Origin of the sequence: Enterococcus sp. AZ063, assembly GCF_051715045.1 — a bacterium.
Classification (GTDB): domain Bacteria; phylum Bacillota; class Bacilli; order Lactobacillales; family Enterococcaceae; genus Enterococcus_D; species Enterococcus_D casseliflavus.
In genome coordinates this window covers 2,052,948-2,069,971 of the sequence record NZ_JBIOTA010000001.1, presented here as the reverse complement: position 1 = coordinate 2,069,971, position 17,024 = coordinate 2,052,948, and the positions used below count along the sequence as shown (strand labels likewise).

The window sequence follows — 17,024 nt, the reverse complement described above, 5'->3', positions numbered from 1 at the left end:
ACAGGTGAAATTATAGCAAATTTTAGAAAGGATAATTTTCGTTGAAAGCGCTTTGACAATATTGGAACATATGATGCCAAGAAAGTGTCATTTATGCTGATTTTTCGAAAAAAAAACACTCACTGAACCAAAGAATCCCCCTCGTTTCCTCACCATATACAGTCTATACTTTTCGTTATAGAAAACGATTTCAAAGGAGGTCATGAAAGAAGATGTCAGAAACAGTTTTAGAGCTTAAAGGTATCACTAAGACATTCCCTGGTGTCAAAGCACTTGATAATGTCCATTTCAAATTAGGCAAAGGCGAGATTCATGCACTGATGGGAGAAAATGGTGCAGGAAAATCAACCTTTATCAAAGTAATTACTGGCGTCCACCAGCCGGATGAAGGTGATATCTATCTTAACGGCAAGAAAGTATGTTTTAAAAATACCACCGAGTCAAGAGAAGCGGGAATTGCTGCCATTTACCAACACATCGTCGCATATCCTGATTTGACTGCTGCAGAAAATATTTTCTTGGGGCATGAGGTGACGAACGGTTTACTAAAAACACTTAACTGGAAGGCAATGAATGAGCAGGCGGATCGTCTTCTCAAAAGACTGAAAGCTAATTTTTCTGCAAAAGATCGGATGGGAGAGCTCTCAATCGCCCAGCAGCAGATCGTTGAAATAGCAAAAGCGCTCTCGCAGAAGGCCAATATCATTATCATGGATGAGCCTACTGCAGCTTTGACTGCTTCTGAAAGTGAAGAGCTTTATCAATTGGCGGAACGCTTGCGAGATGAGGGTAAGTCGATCATTTTTATCTCTCATCGTTTTGAAGACATGTATCGCCTTGCTTCAAAAGTCACCGTTTTTCGGGATTCACAATATATTGGATGTTGGGATGTGAACGGAATCGCCAACCATGATTTAATCGTGGCGATGGTTGGCAGAGAAATCAACCAACTCTTTCCAAAACAAACGCTGACTCCCAAAGAAGAAGTACTTCGTGTGGAGCAGCTGTCGAAGATTGGCTATTACAAAAATATTAATCTCAGTGTTCGAGCAGGAGAAATCGTAGCTCTGACCGGTTTAGTAGGGGCTGGAAGAACTGAAGTAGTGGAATCGATTATTGGAATCAGCCAAGCGGATCAGGGAACGATTTATCTGGATGGGGAAAAATTCGTTCCGAAAAATCCAAACCATGCGCTCTCTCATGGAATCGGTCTGCTACCGGAAGACCGTCAAAAAGAAGGGCTGATTTTAGATTTTTCGATCGGTGATAATATTACTCTTTCCAACATGCGAAAAATTAGCAATTCAATTTGGCTAGCGCCCAAAAAAGAAAATCAGTTGGCTCAGGAGTTATCGAATAAGCTGGGAATTAAGTGTCGAAGTATCTCAGATAAAGCTTCCACGTTGTCAGGAGGGAATCAGCAGAAAATCGTTGTTGCAAAAATGCTTACCTCTTCTTTGAAGCTGATCATTCTCGATGAACCGACGAAAGGAGTAGATGTCGGAGCTAAAGCGGCTATCTATGAAATTGTTAGCGATCTTGCTTCTAAAGGTTATGCAGTTCTAATGATCTCTTCGGAGATGCCTGAAGTTTTGGGCATGGCTGATCGTATCTATGTCATGAAGGAAGGGAAAATCACTGGCGAGATGTCAGTGGAAGAAGCCACACAAGAACGTATTCTGGCCCTTGCGATGATCGCCCAGGATGTTGAGAAGGTGTCCAGCAACTCTGAAAAAATAAAGGAGGTTTTGTAATGGAACTTAATGAGTTGCAAAAGCAAAACGGATTTGGTATCAAGCGATTAAAAGATAAACTTCCTAATTCACGGGAACTTGGATTGATCTTATTTATTTTAGTAGCATCAGTATTTATCCAAACTCAAAACAGCAGTTTTCTGACAATGGTCAATTTGACCGATATGTTGACCAACACTTCTATTTTGGCTATTTTGGCTGTGGGAATGATGATGGTTTTGATCACAGGCGGAATCGATCTTTCTGTGGGGGCAGTCGTTGCTTTATCTGGGATGTCCTCAGCGGTTTTTATCCGAGATTTTCCGAACATCCCGGTTATAGTTGCCGTGCTCGTGGGGCTTTTCGTGGGGCTTTTCTCAGGACTGGTCTTAGGCCTTTTGATTGCCAAAGGAAGGATCCTGCCGATTATTGCCTCACTGGGGATGATGAATGTCTATCGCGGTTTAACCTACATCGTTGGTGATAATCAATGGGTCAGTGCTTTTCAAATGACTGATGCTTTTAAAGAGATCGCAACAGGTTCATTTTTAGGTATAAATCATTTGATTTGGGCAGCTTTCATCGTTCTGGCAGTCTTCTATTATATTTTGAATTTTACTAGAAGTGGACGTCGCATGTATGCTGTGGGATCCAATGAAGAGGCTACGGCGATCACAGGGATCAGTAAAGAAAGAACGTTGATTCTTGTATACATGCTCAATGGTTTGCTTGCTGGCTTAGCGGGTGTTTTATGGGTCAGTAAGTTTGCTTCTGCACAAGGAGATACTGCTTCTGGGTATGAATTAAACGTGATTGCAGCTTGCGTATTAGGGGGTGTTAGTGTTAATGGAGGCGTAGGGAAAATTTCTGGCTTGATTACGGGGGCATTACTTTTCGGTATCTTGAATAATGCTTTGCCGTTGTTAAATGCGTCAACCTTTTGGGAGGATGCGATTCAAGGAGTGGTCATCGTTGCTGCTATTGTAATGAATGTATTAATGAAACGCCGGTCGGATGCTGCCGCACTGAAAAGGAGAGAATTGTAATGGCTAAAAGAAAAGAGACCGTTCCAGATTATGAAAAATCCCCATGGATGAGATTTCTTTTTTCTTGGGAATTTATTCTGCTTTTGATACTGGTGGGGATCCAGATAATGAACAGTATGATTTCACCAAATTATTTAAACGCAGGTTCCATAAGTACAGCGATGATGAATTTCCTTGATAAATCTTTTATGATTTTTCCTATGACGATGATTTTACTTCTGGGGGAGATCGATATCTCTATCGGTTCAACCGTTGCTTTATCAGCGGTCGGCATGGGACTGGTTTATCAGCAGACCGGATCTATGGTAATTGCCATCGTTGCCTGTCTTATACTGGCATCTGTCTGTGGTTTGCTTAACGGGATCCTCGTCAATTTATTTCCTGAGTTGCCAACGATGATCATCACTTTGGCAACGCTAACGATTTACCGAGGGCTTGCTTATATATTATTGGAGAATCAGTCGATCTCAGGCTTTCCGGATTGGTTCCAACAATTGGGATGGGGAAAATTAGGGGAGATACCGCTGATTGCTCTTGCCTTTGGTTTTACAGCAATTGTTTTTTGTTTGATTATGACGAAGACAGCTTTTGGAAGAGAACTATATGCGATGGGAAGCAACAAAAAAGCAAGTTTGTTTTCAGGAATCAAAACGAAAAAGAATCTTTTAATCGTCTATACACTAATGGGGGCTATGGCTGGAATCACCGCTTTATTTTTGTCTTCAAGAATGTCTAGCGTTCGGGCAGATATTGCCTCTGGTTACGAGTTGGAAGTGATTTCCATGTGTGTCCTTGGCGGAATCAGTACTAGTGGAGGCAAAGGAAAAGTTTTTGGGCCGATTTTAGGAACCTTTATCATTGGTTTCTTAAGGTATGGTTTGGGAATCATCAATCTGCGAGCGCAGACGATTACGATGATTTTAGGTGTATTGCTGATTATCAGCGTTTTAATTACTAGGTTTGATCTATCAAAAATCTCAACTAAATGGATGAAAAGAGGGACAATCAATGAAACTAAGTAAATGGATCGGTTTATCAATCGCCACAGCTGTCATGTTTTTAGCTGCTTGCGGCGATGGGCAGGAAAGTGCTGGAAATGTAGAGAATTCATCAGGAACTTACGCAATCGTGGCTAAAAGTGCTGGCAACCCGTTTAATGAGAAACAGATTGAGGGCTTCAAGATGGCGATTGAAGAGCAAGGGTATCAAGTCATTGAAAAAACACCAGATCAGCCCACGGCAGAGCAGCAGATCAATATAATTCAAGAGTTGATCACACAAGGCGTGGATGGAATCGCCATCGCAGCAAACGATGAGAACGCATTGCAGCCTGCATTAAAGCAAGCAATGGATCAAGGCATTGCTGTCACGAGCTTTGACTCTGCAGTCAACCAAGAATCAAGACAGGCTCATGTAAATCAAGCCGACCCGAAAGCGATTGCTGTTGCAATGATGGATGCTGTCTTAGATCTGGCAGGAGGAGAGGGACAATTTGCAATTCTTTCCGCCACCAGTACTGCCACGAATCAAAATACTTGGATTGCTGGGATGGAAGAACTGATGGCAGAAGATGAAAAATATGCCGGACTTGAGCTTGTAAAAATTGCTTATGGAGATGACCTGAGAGATAAATCTACTTCTGAAACAGAGGCATTATTGCAATCTTTTCCTGATTTAAGGGTGATCATGTCACCTTCTACCGTCGGTATCGCAGCTGCCGCTAAAGTTGTTCAAGACAAAGGCGTTTCGGACAATATTAAAGTCACAGGACTGGGGCTTCCTTCTGAAATGGCAGCATACATTGACAATGATGTCTGCCCATATATGTATCTTTGGAATCCTATCGATATTGGCTATATGACCGGTTATTTGTTGACAGCATTGGCACAAGAAGACATTAGCGGTTCCGTAGGGGAAACATTTGAAGCAGGAGATTTAGGAACGAAAGAAATCACCGAAGCACCTGATGGCGGCACAGAGTCCTTCCTAGGAGAGCCGTTCCGATTTGATAGCAGCAACATCGACGAATGGAAAGAAGTCTATTAAAAAAATAGCAAAAAGAGTGCTTGAGGGAAACAAGCACCTTTTTGCATCTTAATCTGATTTACGGTAGTTTAATGGAGTCATACCAGTTCTTTTTTTGAAGAGACGACTGAAGTAAGATGAGTTTTTGATGCCGATTACCTCACTGATTTCTTTCATACTGAGTGAGGTAAATCGCAGCAGTTCTTTTGCATAAGATATTTTAGCTAAGAGATGGTATTCGATTGGCGGTACTCCTTGAAATTTCGTAAATTCTTTGCTGAGATGAAATTTATCACGATTGAAAGCTGTGGCTAGTTCGTCAAGGGTAACGGTTCTAGTGAGATTTGCTTCTAAATATGCACGAATCTCTTTTATATGGTAAGGAATGTCATCCTCAAAATCATTGGAATGATACTTGTTGAGGATAACCTCATTTAAGAGTTCGTGGATCAACAAAGATACTTTGAATTCGCTCTTACCACTTTTTTGCAAGAGCTGGTTTTGTATTTTTTGTATGATGGCTGGAATTTTTGAATTTGCAGACTGACATTTATTTGATCCTGATCGAAGAAAATAGTTGTAAAAAGTTTCTGTACCAAGACCATAAAAGTGAATCCAATCCATCTCCCATGGCTCATTACTGGAGGTGAAATAATGCTGGTATCTTTTGCAATCGATCAAAAAGAAACTATTTTTTTCAAGAGTATAAGTACTTCCTTCATAAAAAAGCGTTCCTTGCCCACTATGGGTAAATTTCAATAGGTAGGAAGGGTAATTTTCTCTTTCAGTAAAATAAGGTTTAGACGCCTTGAAATGACCAGTTTCTTGAACGTAGAAAAGCAGTTCTTTACACATCTGGCTAGGTGTTTCTATTAAATAAAGCGAATCTGGTGACCAATTTCGGTGATCATTTTGCCAGTAGGACATAAGTTTCCTCCTAATTTTTTCTATTTTAAGAGTAAACGGATAATGTAAGGGTTATCAAGAGGCTAAAATCCCCCAAAAAGAAGTATGGTCGAAAAGAATATGAGAATCATATATTATAAAATTGACAGGTAATAGTGAAGGAGTGAAGATGTGATGATCAAAAAAGCGATCCGAATGAAATTGCTTGATGGGTATCAAGAACTTTATAAAAAACGTCATGACGAGTTATGGCCTGAAATGGTAGATATGCTTTCCCAGCATGGTGTTCAAAGCTATGAAATCTACTTAGATCCTAAGACAAATGATTTGTTTGGTATTTTAGAAATAACTGATGAGAAGCTTTGGGCACAAGCATCAAGGACGAAGGTCAATCAAAAATGGTGGGCATTTATGGAGGATATCATGGAAACAAATCCTGATTCTTCTCCCGTTTCTGTGTCATTGTTGAATGTCTTTCGTCTGGAAGAACATAGAAAAAATAAGTAATCAAAAAATCTGTTTAAAAAATCCCAAGATTTCTGGGAAGCGTTGGATGTCTTTTAATTCTTAACTCTGACCTCTTATTCATGGTTAGGTCCTTGAAACTCAGTGAAAATCAGCGAATTATAAAAACCTCTTACAGGAAATGAGTTGTAAGAGGTTTTTAGATGTGCCTGAAAATATAAGAGCTGCATTTATTAAAGAACTGCATGATCTTCTAGTCTCGGCACAACAAACCAAAAACAAGTCACGCCATTTTTCGACTCAGCACCATATTCGAAGGCATGAGAAGTCAAAATGGTTTTTACGATCGCTAAGCCGATGCCGGTTCCTTCTTTATGTCCTGCTTGATGTTGGACGCGTTGGTATCTTTCCCAAATAAGTTCGAGTTGTTCTGGAGGGATATCTTTTCCAGGATTGATGACAGCAACTTTTGTTCCTGCAGATGTATTCGTTAATTTGATTAAGAGTCGTTCATTTTTAGGTGTATGGTTGATGCCGTTGTTTATTAAATTACGCAAAACCTGTTCCATTTTGATGCGATCAAAAAGAGCATTTCCATTCTTACTATCTGCTTCAAAATCTACAGTGATGTCATATTGATTGGCGATCCCTCTTGCGTAAGCAACGACGGAGGAAACCACCTCGTATGTATTCCAGATTTCATTTTTAAGATGTGTGTAGCCTGCTTGCATGATAGAGAAATCCATGATGTCATCGACCATAGCACTCATGCGGTGGGCTTCGCTGATAATTAGGTTCATATGTTCTTTTCGAAGGCGTTCGTCGCTTCCAGATACATCACGTACCATCTCCCCATAGCCAGTGATCAACGCGAGGGGGGAGCGTAGTTCATGAGAAACATTGGCAATCACTTCTTTGCGCAACACGTCTACTCGCTGAAGTTCTGTGCTTAAGTCCGCAACTGATTCAGAAAGTGTACCTAATTCATCACTACGGTTAAGTTTGGGTACGGAATAAAGCTCGCCGTTGGTTAAGCGGATGATGGCTTCTTTGATGGTTTTGATCGGGCGAATAAAATGCTGTGCTAAAAAAAAGGAGATCGTTGACGCAAAAATAGTTAATATGATGGTGAATAGAAAGAGTTGCTGTCGATTTAAGCTTTGAAGCGCTTCGATTTGAGTGATCGTATTGGAGAGCAAAAGGGCAGCTGGGCGTTGGAAAAGAGTGGTAGGAACGCCAATAAGAATGGCAGAAGACTTTTCAAAGTCTTCTACAGCACTCAAGCTCTCACCATCAAGGACAGTTGGTGCGTGAGATAACAACCAGTTGTATTCGTTGCTCAACCCATCTATGTTTAATTGTTGGCCATTGTTAAATGCCGCCAGAATTTCGCCATCCGCGTCGACTAAGAAAAGAGTCCCAACGATCGTTTTACTGAGGAAAAGTAATGGCTCTTCTGGTAAATCATCTGGATCTACTGCCATTTCTTCAATAGCGGCAGCTGTTTCCTGAACTGTTTCTAAAAGTGATTCTTTCGTTACATTGATATAATTTGGTTCAAAGAGCAAAATTTGAACAGTCCACAAAAAAGCGATGCCAATGATGACCAGCAGCATATTGGCGGACCAAAGCCGCACGAGTAATTTACTTTTGATGTAAGTAAAACCTAACCGACTAGTCTTCATAATCAAATTTATACCCAACTCCCCATACCGTTTGGATCAACTCACGGTAATCCCCTAGACGCTCTCGCAAGGACTTGATGTGTGTATCCACTGTTCTGGTATCTCCAAAATAATCAAAGCCCCAGACACCTTCTAAAATTGATTCTCGGCTCAAAGCGATATGATTATTTTTCGTCAAATAGACCAGCAGATCGAATTCTTTTGGCGTAAGCGGCAGAGGATTCCCATTGATCGTTACAGTATGAGAAAAAACATTGACTTCGAGATCACCAAAAACGATCTTTTCGAACTGAAACTGACTGCTTCGTTTCAACACAGCTTTGATGCGAGCCATCAGCTCTTTAGGGCTAAATGGCTTGGCAATATAATCATCGGCACCAAGATTGAAGCCAAAGAGTTTGTCATACTCTTCCTTTCGAGCGGTAATCATAATGACTGGCGTGTTACAGCTGCCTCTGATTTCCGAAAGCGTCTGAAAGCCATCTTTTCCCGGCATCATGACATCTAGGAGGATCAAATCGAATGAATGATTGGTTAATTTTTCCAAAGTTTCTTTTCCATCCGCTGCCTCAAAACATAGATACCCTTCGATCTCCGCATAAGTTTTCACTAAGGCACGCATATGAGTATCATCATCAACGATCAATATTTTTTGCAAATTTATTCACATCCTTAAAAATAATTTATATTTTTTAAAGTATATCACAGCATAATCGCTGATTTAATAGGAAAATGACTCTTTGAAAAATAATTGTTCTTTCCCTCACAAGATCATCACAAATACCCAATACTATAGAGGTATATTCAATCGAAAGGAGCGCTTTGGCGATGTATGACTATCATATGGTCAGAAAGAAAAAAGCAAAGAAAAATCGTAAGCTAGTCGGTCATTGGTTATACATAATCAGTCTTGCGCTTTTTATGGGGTTTTCTGCACGTTTGATTTACATTGTTCAAGTCGGCGTGATTGCAGGCGTCTCTTTGTCTGAAAGAATAGAAAATTTGTATTATAGTTCAAGATCGATCGAAACAAGTCGAGGGGCGATTTTTGATCGGCAGGGGACAGTGATCGCACAAGATATTCTTTCCTATACTGTTCGAGCGGTTCTTTCTGAAGATTACATTGACAATGGACGACCCATGTATCTAGACAGAGCGCGCTTTGAGGAGACCGCAACGATTCTTTCGGAGTATTTACCTATTTCTAACGAGCAAGTTTTGTCAATCTTGTCAGATGGTGCGAATCAAACAGATCCGCCTGTCTTTCAAGTGGAATTTGGCAATGTTGGCAGTGGTCTAAGTGTGACTACTCGAAATCAAATCGAAGCGGCGTTTGATGCAGCTGGAATCAACGGTATCTATTTCGATGCTCGTTCAAGTCGCAGTTATCCGAATGGTATCTTTTCTTCACATTTGATAGGGACAACGTCAGATGATGAAGAGATTCGAGTCGGTGTTTCTGGATTAGAATATGTACTGAACGACTTTTTGAAGAATCAAAATGGGCGAGAGTCCTTTCAAGTCAATGCTTCAGGGAATCCTGTTCCCGCAACCAATCAAACCGTAGAAGAAGGAGTAGATGGGAATGATGTTTGGACGACATTAGATGCTCATCTTCAGTTATTCACTGAATCAGTGATGGATGAAGTTATGGAACAAACACGACCAGAAAATCTAACGGCTTTATTGATGGATGCGAAAACTGGGGAGATTTTAACGATGGCTCAAAGACCTAGTTTTCATCCAGAGACCCAAGAAGGGATTACGGATGAACACTTTATTTGGCGTAATCTTTTTACGGAAGAGATGTATGAACCTGGTTCGACCTTGAAGCTGGCAACCGTTGCGGCAGCTATAGATGAAGGTGTTTTTGATCCGACGGAACGCTACAATCCTGTGAGTATGCAGATTGAAGATCGAGTCATCAATGACCACGACTCCGGAGCAAATGGTGAGTTGACGATGCGGCAAGCGTTAGCTTGGTCAAGCAACACTGGGATGGTTCGACTTCAGCAACGGATCGGTTTTGATAATTGGGCACAGTATTTAACTGATTTTGGATTAGGGAAAGTTACCGGAAGTGAGCTTCCTGGGGAAGTGCCTGGGATCTTACCTTCAAGAAATCGGGTGGATTATGCCATGAGTTCCTATGGCCATGCGATCGGCGTCAATCAGATGCAGATGATGCAGCTATTTAGTGCATTTGCCAATGGTGGCGAGATGATACGTCCGCAATTGATTCGGCGAGTAGGGGAAGAGACCCAAGTTTTTCCAGAAGTCGTTTCCCAGCCTATTTCACAAGCAGCAGCTGATGCTGTATTGGAATACATGACCGATGTAGTGACGGATGAACGTTATGGCACCGCTTATGATGTATACCAACTGACGAACCATGAGATTTCTGTCAAAACTGGGACTGCTCAGATCGCCAATGAGAATGGTCAAGGCTACATGACGGGAGAGTTTGATTATATTTATTCGGCGGTCTCCATCTACCCAACGGATGATCCACAGTTTATTCTTTACCTCACTATCAAGCGACCAGAAGAATACGATCGACATACATTAGCTAAAATCGCCAATCCCTTGATGGAGCGTTCGATGGCGCTGCAAAGTTTTCGTGAGTAAAAAAAGTTTCTTAACAGGAGCTTAAAAAGACCTAGATCATCTAAGAAATTTCATGATGCAGCTGGTCAACTTCCCACAGGAATGATAGTCTTTAGAAAAGACAAGAAGAGTGCATCAGCGATCCAATCTAGGGATGAATGAATGGATAAACGATCGTGCTAAAGCTAACACATAAAGATTCATTGACGGAGGTGTCATATGAAAAAAATAAAATTTTTAATCAAAAGTATTTTTCTCATCGGGCTTCTTTATTTTGCAAGCCAGATGATCACATGGCAAGACGGGCGCTTGACATTTCGGGATGCCCGACTCAACGAGATCACTCAATCTCTCTCGTCCCAATTTTCTCTTTCACAAGACACTTCAGCAAGGCCAGCGGCAGAAACGCCTGCCCAGACATATTTATATAATGAATCACGACAAGTGATCGAAGAAACCTTTGGGGAAGCGATCAATGAATCAGCGAATCGGTATGGACTGAACTGGACTTCCTATCACGATGATTTTCGTAACTTCATGATGGTGATGTATGATGAACATGATATTGCGCAAGGGATCTATACGAATCAAGACACGATTCTTATCGATGACACACTAGGTATTGGGTCTTCAAAAGCAAGCGTTCGTAATCAGATGGGGACGCGTCAAGAAAGTCTACAACGAGGATCACGACGGTATCGGATCGATTCGGATGCTGACTATGATCTGTTCTTGCAAGACGATCAATTGATTACTTTTTTCTATGATGTTCATGCTGAAGATACAGTGACTGCGATCCAAATCATCAATCGCTCCCTAGAAACACGCCATGCGAATGATTTTCGCCAAAATCAAGCCGCCATTTTAAGCGGTTTACGAACACAGTTATTTGAATTAACGAATGCCACCCGAGTGAAATTTGGTTTGTCACCCCTTGGTTTCAGCGAAGCAACCAGTGAGACTGCCGTGAAGCATAGCCAAGATATGGCAGAACATCGATACTTTGACCATATCGGGTTAGATGGATCAACTCCATTTGATCGGATGCAAGAAGACGGGATCAGCTTCACTGCTGCAGGGGAAAATTTGGCATTTGGCCAAGCCAGTAGTATTTACGCCCATCAAGGTTTAATGAATTCAGAGGGACATCGGGCAACGATTCTAAACGATGAGTATCAATTTCTCGGGATCGGTATTGCGATCGATACCAGCGAACAGCCATATTATACAACGTTGTATCACCGAGGATCGGCGTCGTAAATTCCTGAATTGCGTGAAACTGATTAGTTAAAAAACACTGCTCATTTGAGATTGCTGCGTTAGCAGCATCAAGTGAGCAGTGTTTTTTTGTCGATAAAATGGTGTGCAGCAGTATTGTTTAGTTTTGACGGTAGGCATGAGGAGAGCACTGATACTTCTTTTGAAACAGCTTATAGAAGAATGAGACATTTTTATAGCCGACTTGGTGTGCGATTTGTTCCACAGGTAGGGAAGAGTTTCTCAACAATAAACTGGCTTGATTGAGTTTTAATTCTTGAAGGATCGTCACAAAGGATCGACCAAGCTGCTGACTGATACGGCGACTCAAATAGCTCGGGTTGTATCCAAATGTCTCCGCAACCGAAGCTAGTGTGCAAGTAGCGAAATGTTTCTCCAGATAGTCCAACACTTCTCCGAGGTACAGTTGGTCACTTTTTTGCGATTCGATCCGTTGTTTTTCCTGGAAGTTACGAACGAGTTCGGAAAAAATAATGATCATATAGGAATGGATGACCTCATGAGAACCGAAGGAGGGATTGAAGAACTGGGCCAAGACCCCGAAAATCGCATCAATCAAATAGTCGTTGTTACTCGTTTCAAACACTAAGTATTGATTGTGCTTTTGACTTTCAGATAACGCATTGATGGCAAAATCGGCGATCATGCTATTGGATGCTAACCGACTGAGCATCTGCGTGGAAAAGTACTCTTTGCTGATCAAAAAGTTAATAACAATGTCGTCTTGATTTGTTTCGATAATTTGGTGGATCACCCCAGTATCTAGTAAGCAAAAGTCACCTGCCTTTAGGATCACTTTTTTCTCATTGATCATGATCGTGACTGTTCCAGAAAAAACATAATTCATTTCGATAAAATCATGCTGATGTAGTGGTGTAGAAGAAAAGCGTGCATGTTTTAAAATCAAGAGCTGGCTTGTCTTAAGAAATCCGCTATCCTGCGGTCGTTTTCGTATGAGACGAGAAAGGTGTTTGTCGAAGGTATATTGGTAAATTGGCTCATTTTTCTCAGTGTAGACTTTCTTGAAATCCTCATAATTGTATGGAAGGGTTTGCGTCTTTTTAAGGGCTATTTCTTCAGTAGTCGTCAATTGTTGTAACTGCTGCAGAATGTTTTGTTTATCCATCGCTTTCTCCTTAGGTAAAAAATAGTCAATGAAATAGTAGAGTATCGTCATTGAAGACAGGTAGAGATAGTATATAATACTTGTATGGTAGCGTTATCAATTATCATAATCCGGATGATAATAATAGTCAATAGTACCAGCAAATTCGAAAGAAATGGGGAATCACCATGAACCACGACAAACCATCATTAGGGGATAAGATCCAAAGTACCCTTGGTCCATTTGCAAGTAAAGTCAATGGGAATATTTATATTACTTCAGTTAGGGATGCAATGTTAGCTTACATGCCATTCACCTTTATTGCGTCGATCTTTTTAATTATTGCTTTTTTTCCGATCCAACAAGTGACCGATTTTATTACTATGGTGTTGCGAACAGAAGATGCTAGTGTCTGGCAAGAGAAATTGCTCTATGTCAACAATGCCACACTCGCAATCGGTGGTTTGCTAGTTGTCATTTCCCTCGCAAAATCACTGGCAGAAAAACTTGAAACAAACATTTTGCAATGTGTCTTAACTGCTTTTGTTTCCTTTTTACTATTAACACCGTTGGATGCAATGGAAGCAGGGACTTTTTTAGATATCACCCGTGTTAGCGCGCAATCGATGTTTTTAGCGATTATTGTCGGTATTTTTAGTACAGTTCTTTATAAAAAAATTGAGGGCAAAGGAATCAAAATCAAAATGCCAGCAGCGGTACCACCAGCTGTTTCTGGTCCATTCGAATCGGTGATTCCATCTTTTCTTGTCATCACGACGATTTGGGTCATCCGACTCATCATCGAAGCCTTATTTAACAGTGATGCCATGACGCTGATCAATGGGACCCTTGGGATTCCATTAACTATGTTAGGTGGCTCCCTAGTTGGAATGGTCGTTGTGAAAATTTTCGAGCAATTCTTGTGGTTTTTTGGCCTTCATGGAACCTCGATCATTCAAGCAGTGATGGACCCAATCCATCAAGTCCTTGAAGACCAAAATCGTGTGGCATCAGTGGCGGGAGAGATTCCAACGAATATTATCAGTATGAGTTTTCGGAATCATTTTGCTTCGATTGGCGTCGTTGGTGCAATCATTGCTATTTTGATCGTAGCAAAAAGCAAACAGTACAAAGAGGTTGGAAAAATTGCTAGTGTTCCTTATATTTTCAATATTGGTGAACCAGCTTTGTTCGGGATACCGTTGATGTTGAATTTCAGTTTTCTCATTCCCTTTGTTTTTGCGAATGCCGTCACAACGACCGTCGCTTACTTTGCCTTTTATTTCGGGCTAGTCCCGATCCCAACAGGGCTTGCGCAAATTCCGTGGACGACGCCACCGATCATTAGCGGCTATTTCGTCACTGGTAGTATCATGGGCGCATTGTTACAAATCGTCTTGATCGTGATCGCAACAATGATTTGGTTGCCATTTATCAAAGTTGCTGATAAGCAGATCTGTATTGAAGAAGCACAATAACCCACGAAAGGAGCAGCGTATGAAAGAAACGATAACCATCAACGGTAAGACAAAGCCATTAACAGTGGATTTAAATGATCCGGTCCTTATTGAGTGGTCGATGACCAATCACCAAGGCTATCGATTGCAACTTTTCAATGAACAGCAGCAAGCAGTGTATGACGTTTCCAACATAGCCGCTTCTGAGAATAAACTGGCGGTCCACTTGCCACAGCATCCGCAGCGAAAAAAATATCAAGTCAAATTGACAGCAGGAGCAGGAAACGATGTCACCGTTTACAGCAGTGTGTTTTTCACGATAGAAAAGCGTGAGCAACCTAAAGAAACCATGGGCAAGTGGATTACTCGCTTAGATGATCCAATTAAAAAAGAACGGTTTTACTTTTCAGAAGAGAAAAATAGCTGCTTGTCCCGCTCCTTCACACTGGAAAAGTGTCCTTCCTATGCAGTGATCGATTGCTGCGGGCTTGGTTTTTATCGCTTGTCTGTTAATGGTAAAACGGTATCAGATGTTTATTTAAACAGTGATGTAACGAACTATGATCAAGTCGTCTACTATGATACTTATGAATTAACTGATTTTTTACAGGAGGGAGACAATCGGATCGAAGTTGAACTTGCGAATGGCTGGTACAACCCAGCTCCGATTGAGATTTTAGGTCGGTATAACATCCGCAAACAACTAGCGATCGGTAAACCCTGTTTCTGGGGGGAGCTTCAGTTAAATGACGGAGGAGAGAATCGCTACATTTACTCAGACAATCAGTGGCAAAGTAGTTTTGGGCCTTATTTGCAAAACAATCTTTATATAGGAGAAATCGTTACCGATGTACCTGATCCTCGTCCAGAAGGAAAAACGGTACAAATTGCTGGTCCCGCGGGACGTTTTAAGCCAAGCTTTATTCCTAAAATCAAGCGCACACAATCGATCGTTCCCCAAAAAATGACCGAAACTGCAGCGGGACTGCTTATTGACTTCGGTCAAATCATCAGCGGTCAATTTGCTTGTACACTTGAGAAAGATTTCATTGGTCAGATCAGAATCAGCTATGCAGAAAGATTAGATGAGCAAGGCAACCCTGATTATACATCTACGATCAGTGGAACTTATGGCGTCTACGATCCCTATGAAGGGAAGCAGCCAGATGATCCCATCGTTCAACGAGACATCATTGAGAAAACGGCAGCGAAGACGTTCGTTTTTGAAAACCGCTACACGTATCATTCCTTTCGCTATGCGTTGATCGAGACGAAACCTACTGACAACCTTCAAGCGATTGTGGGCGCAATCAAAGCCTATCGCCTGCATACGGATGTGAAATCGTTGGTAACCCTTGAAACCTCCGATCCCTTCTTGAATCAGTTATGGGCGGTTGGCCAAGCCACGCGGTTGAACAACATCCACTCGTATTTTGAGGACTGCACCCGTGAGCGGTTCGGATATGGCGGAGACATCGTCGCTTTATTGCCAACACAGATGGCAGATCTGGCGATTGAGCCGTTGTTGGAAAAAGTGTTGTGGGATTTTGCCAACGACCAACGACCGGATGGTGCAATGACTGCAACTGCGCCATTTGTAGGAATCATGACAAATGGTCCATCAAATGGTGGTGGTGCGTTAGGGTGGCAATTGGTAGTTCCAGAGCTTGCTTTGGCATTGGTGAAGACCTATGGGAAACAAGCAGCGGTTGCCAAGCTGCGTCCACACTTGGAACGGCATCTCAACTATTTACTCGCTTTTGATTTTGATTATATCGCCCAGTGCTGCCTCGGTGATTGGGGAGCAATTGATGAAACTCAGCAAAACGGGGTCATTACTTCGCCAGATCAGTCCTTTTGCTCTGCCTGCATGTATCTGCTTTTACTACAGCGTTACCAAGAATTGATCGACTTGAGGATCATTGGTAACGAGGACTATTGTCAGCGAGTGACAGCAGCGATCCAGTACACGACACAGCAAATCAAACAGCAGTTTTCTAAAGGAAAGGAGAAATACGGTGCGGATACCTTGTCTAGCATGATCTTTGCAATGAAAACAGGACTCAGTGAAAAAAAACAAATCTTGCCAAAATTAGTACAAAGGATCAAGCAGCAAGAGGGTATTTTCTCATTCGGCATCTTCGGGATGGCATGGAGTTATCAGTTGCTGGCTGAAGCTGGCTATAATGATATTATTTTTGATTGGTTAACGAGGAAATCTGCGCCTAGTTATGCTGCAATGCTGGCAAGCGGAAACGGCACTTTGATGGAACATTTTCCAACGCCGCAACATTCAGCCACTTACGAGGGTTCGTTGAATCATGCCATGTTTGCTTCTTATGGGTATTGGTTTGTCCGTCATTTATTAGGCATTCAGATGACAAGCGCTGGGATACTGATACAACCAGCCTTCGATGTACCTGTAGCCCATGTCAAAGGCTCCTTACAAAGTACGTTTGGATTAGTAACTTTAAGCTGGGAAAAGACTGATCGTACCGTTCGCTTAACGGTGGAGTTGCCACGAACATGTGGCTATGAAATCAGTCAGATGAAAGGTTTTAGAAAAGTCAGCGAGAAAATAGAGGATGAGGGGAGCCGAAAGAAAGTTACCTGTCACTATACGATTACTTCTTAGCTGGTGAAAAAGTCGACACGTGGAAAGTGTTGACTTTTTTTCTGTCCTTGATTACTTTTTGCGTATTTCATCTATGAGGTGG

Annotated in this window: 13 protein-coding genes; 9 read left to right on the top strand and 4 right to left on the bottom strand. The window is 41.6% G+C overall.

Features of this window, described 5'->3' with window-relative positions:
* Positions 1-212: 212 nt before the first annotated feature.
* Genes IGK61_RS09560 through IGK61_RS09545 form a run of 4 tightly spaced genes read left to right on the top strand, consistent with a single transcriptional unit; the run spans position 213 to position 4,825 of the window.
* Entirely contained in the window at positions 213-1,754 is a 1,542-nt protein-coding gene (locus IGK61_RS09560) for a sugar ABC transporter ATP-binding protein (protein ID WP_074535260.1), read from the top strand.
* Positions 1,754-2,779 carry an ABC transporter permease gene (locus IGK61_RS09555; protein WP_270290279.1) on the top strand — a complete coding sequence of 342 codons (1,026 nt, stop codon included), beginning with the start codon at positions 1,754-1,756 and terminating at the stop codon, positions 2,777-2,779. Before IGK61_RS09560 ends, IGK61_RS09555 begins: the two co-directional genes overlap by 1 nt.
* Entirely contained in the window at positions 2,779-3,801 is a 1,023-nt protein-coding gene (locus IGK61_RS09550) for an ABC transporter permease (RefSeq protein WP_074535261.1), read from the top strand. The genes IGK61_RS09555 and IGK61_RS09550 overlap by 1 nt, the downstream gene beginning before the upstream one ends.
* Positions 3,788-4,825 carry a rhamnose ABC transporter substrate-binding protein gene (locus IGK61_RS09545; protein WP_074535262.1) on the top strand — a complete coding sequence of 346 codons (1,038 nt, stop codon included), beginning with the start codon at positions 3,788-3,790 and terminating at the stop codon, positions 4,823-4,825. The genes IGK61_RS09550 and IGK61_RS09545 overlap by 14 nt, the downstream gene beginning before the upstream one ends.
* A 48-nt stretch (positions 4,826-4,873) precedes the next feature.
* Here IGK61_RS09545 and IGK61_RS09540 read toward each other — a convergent pair whose 3' ends face one another.
* Positions 4,874-5,731, bottom strand: coding sequence for an AraC family transcriptional regulator (locus IGK61_RS09540; protein WP_074535263.1), 858 nt, complete (start codon positions 5,729-5,731; stop codon positions 4,874-4,876).
* A gap of 153 nt (positions 5,732-5,884) precedes the next feature.
* On the opposite strand from IGK61_RS09540, the gene rhaM reads away from it, so the two are divergent.
* Positions 5,885-6,217: an L-rhamnose mutarotase gene (gene rhaM / locus IGK61_RS09535; RefSeq protein WP_074535264.1), complete on the top strand. Its 333-nt coding sequence runs from the start codon at positions 5,885-5,887 to the stop codon at positions 6,215-6,217.
* Positions 6,218-6,408: 191 nt separating this feature from the next.
* Here the strand turns inward: rhaM and IGK61_RS09530 are convergent, their stop codons facing one another.
* Positions 6,409-7,860 (bottom strand): sensor histidine kinase, encoded by a 1,452-nt coding sequence (locus IGK61_RS09530; protein WP_074535265.1) that lies wholly within the window; start codon positions 7,858-7,860, stop codon positions 6,409-6,411.
* Positions 7,850-8,518: a response regulator transcription factor gene (locus IGK61_RS09525; RefSeq protein WP_005230154.1), complete on the bottom strand. Its 669-nt coding sequence runs from the start codon at positions 8,516-8,518 to the stop codon at positions 7,850-7,852. The genes IGK61_RS09530 and IGK61_RS09525 overlap by 11 nt, the downstream gene beginning before the upstream one ends.
* A 170-nt stretch (positions 8,519-8,688) precedes the next feature.
* Here IGK61_RS09525 and IGK61_RS09520 point away from each other — a divergent pair, with 170 nt between their 5' ends.
* Together IGK61_RS09520 and IGK61_RS09515 are read left to right on the top strand one after the other, a co-directional pair.
* Positions 8,689-10,488 carry a penicillin-binding transpeptidase domain-containing protein gene (locus IGK61_RS09520; RefSeq protein WP_016611115.1) on the top strand — a complete coding sequence of 600 codons (1,800 nt, stop codon included), beginning with the start codon at positions 8,689-8,691 and terminating at the stop codon, positions 10,486-10,488.
* Positions 10,489-10,686: 198 nt separating this feature from the next.
* Positions 10,687-11,727, top strand: a complete 1,041-nt coding sequence (locus IGK61_RS09515; protein WP_074535266.1) for a CAP-associated domain-containing protein — start codon at positions 10,687-10,689, stop codon at positions 11,725-11,727.
* A 118-nt stretch (positions 11,728-11,845) separates the two neighbouring features.
* Here the strand turns inward: IGK61_RS09515 and IGK61_RS09510 are convergent, their stop codons facing one another.
* Positions 11,846-12,871: an AraC family transcriptional regulator gene (locus IGK61_RS09510; RefSeq protein ID WP_175445275.1), complete on the bottom strand. Its 1,026-nt coding sequence runs from the start codon at positions 12,869-12,871 to the stop codon at positions 11,846-11,848.
* A 167-nt stretch (positions 12,872-13,038) separates the two neighbouring features.
* Between IGK61_RS09510 and IGK61_RS09505 the strand changes: the two genes are divergently transcribed.
* Positions 13,039-14,328: a PTS sugar transporter subunit IIC gene (locus tag IGK61_RS09505; protein ID WP_074535268.1), complete on the top strand. Its 1,290-nt coding sequence runs from the start codon at positions 13,039-13,041 to the stop codon at positions 14,326-14,328.
* A 19-nt stretch (positions 14,329-14,347) separates the two neighbouring features.
* Positions 14,348-16,942, top strand: a complete 2,595-nt coding sequence (locus IGK61_RS09500) for a family 78 glycoside hydrolase catalytic domain (RefSeq protein ID WP_074535269.1) — start codon at positions 14,348-14,350, stop codon at positions 16,940-16,942.
* Positions 16,943-17,024: the final 82 nt, after the last annotated feature.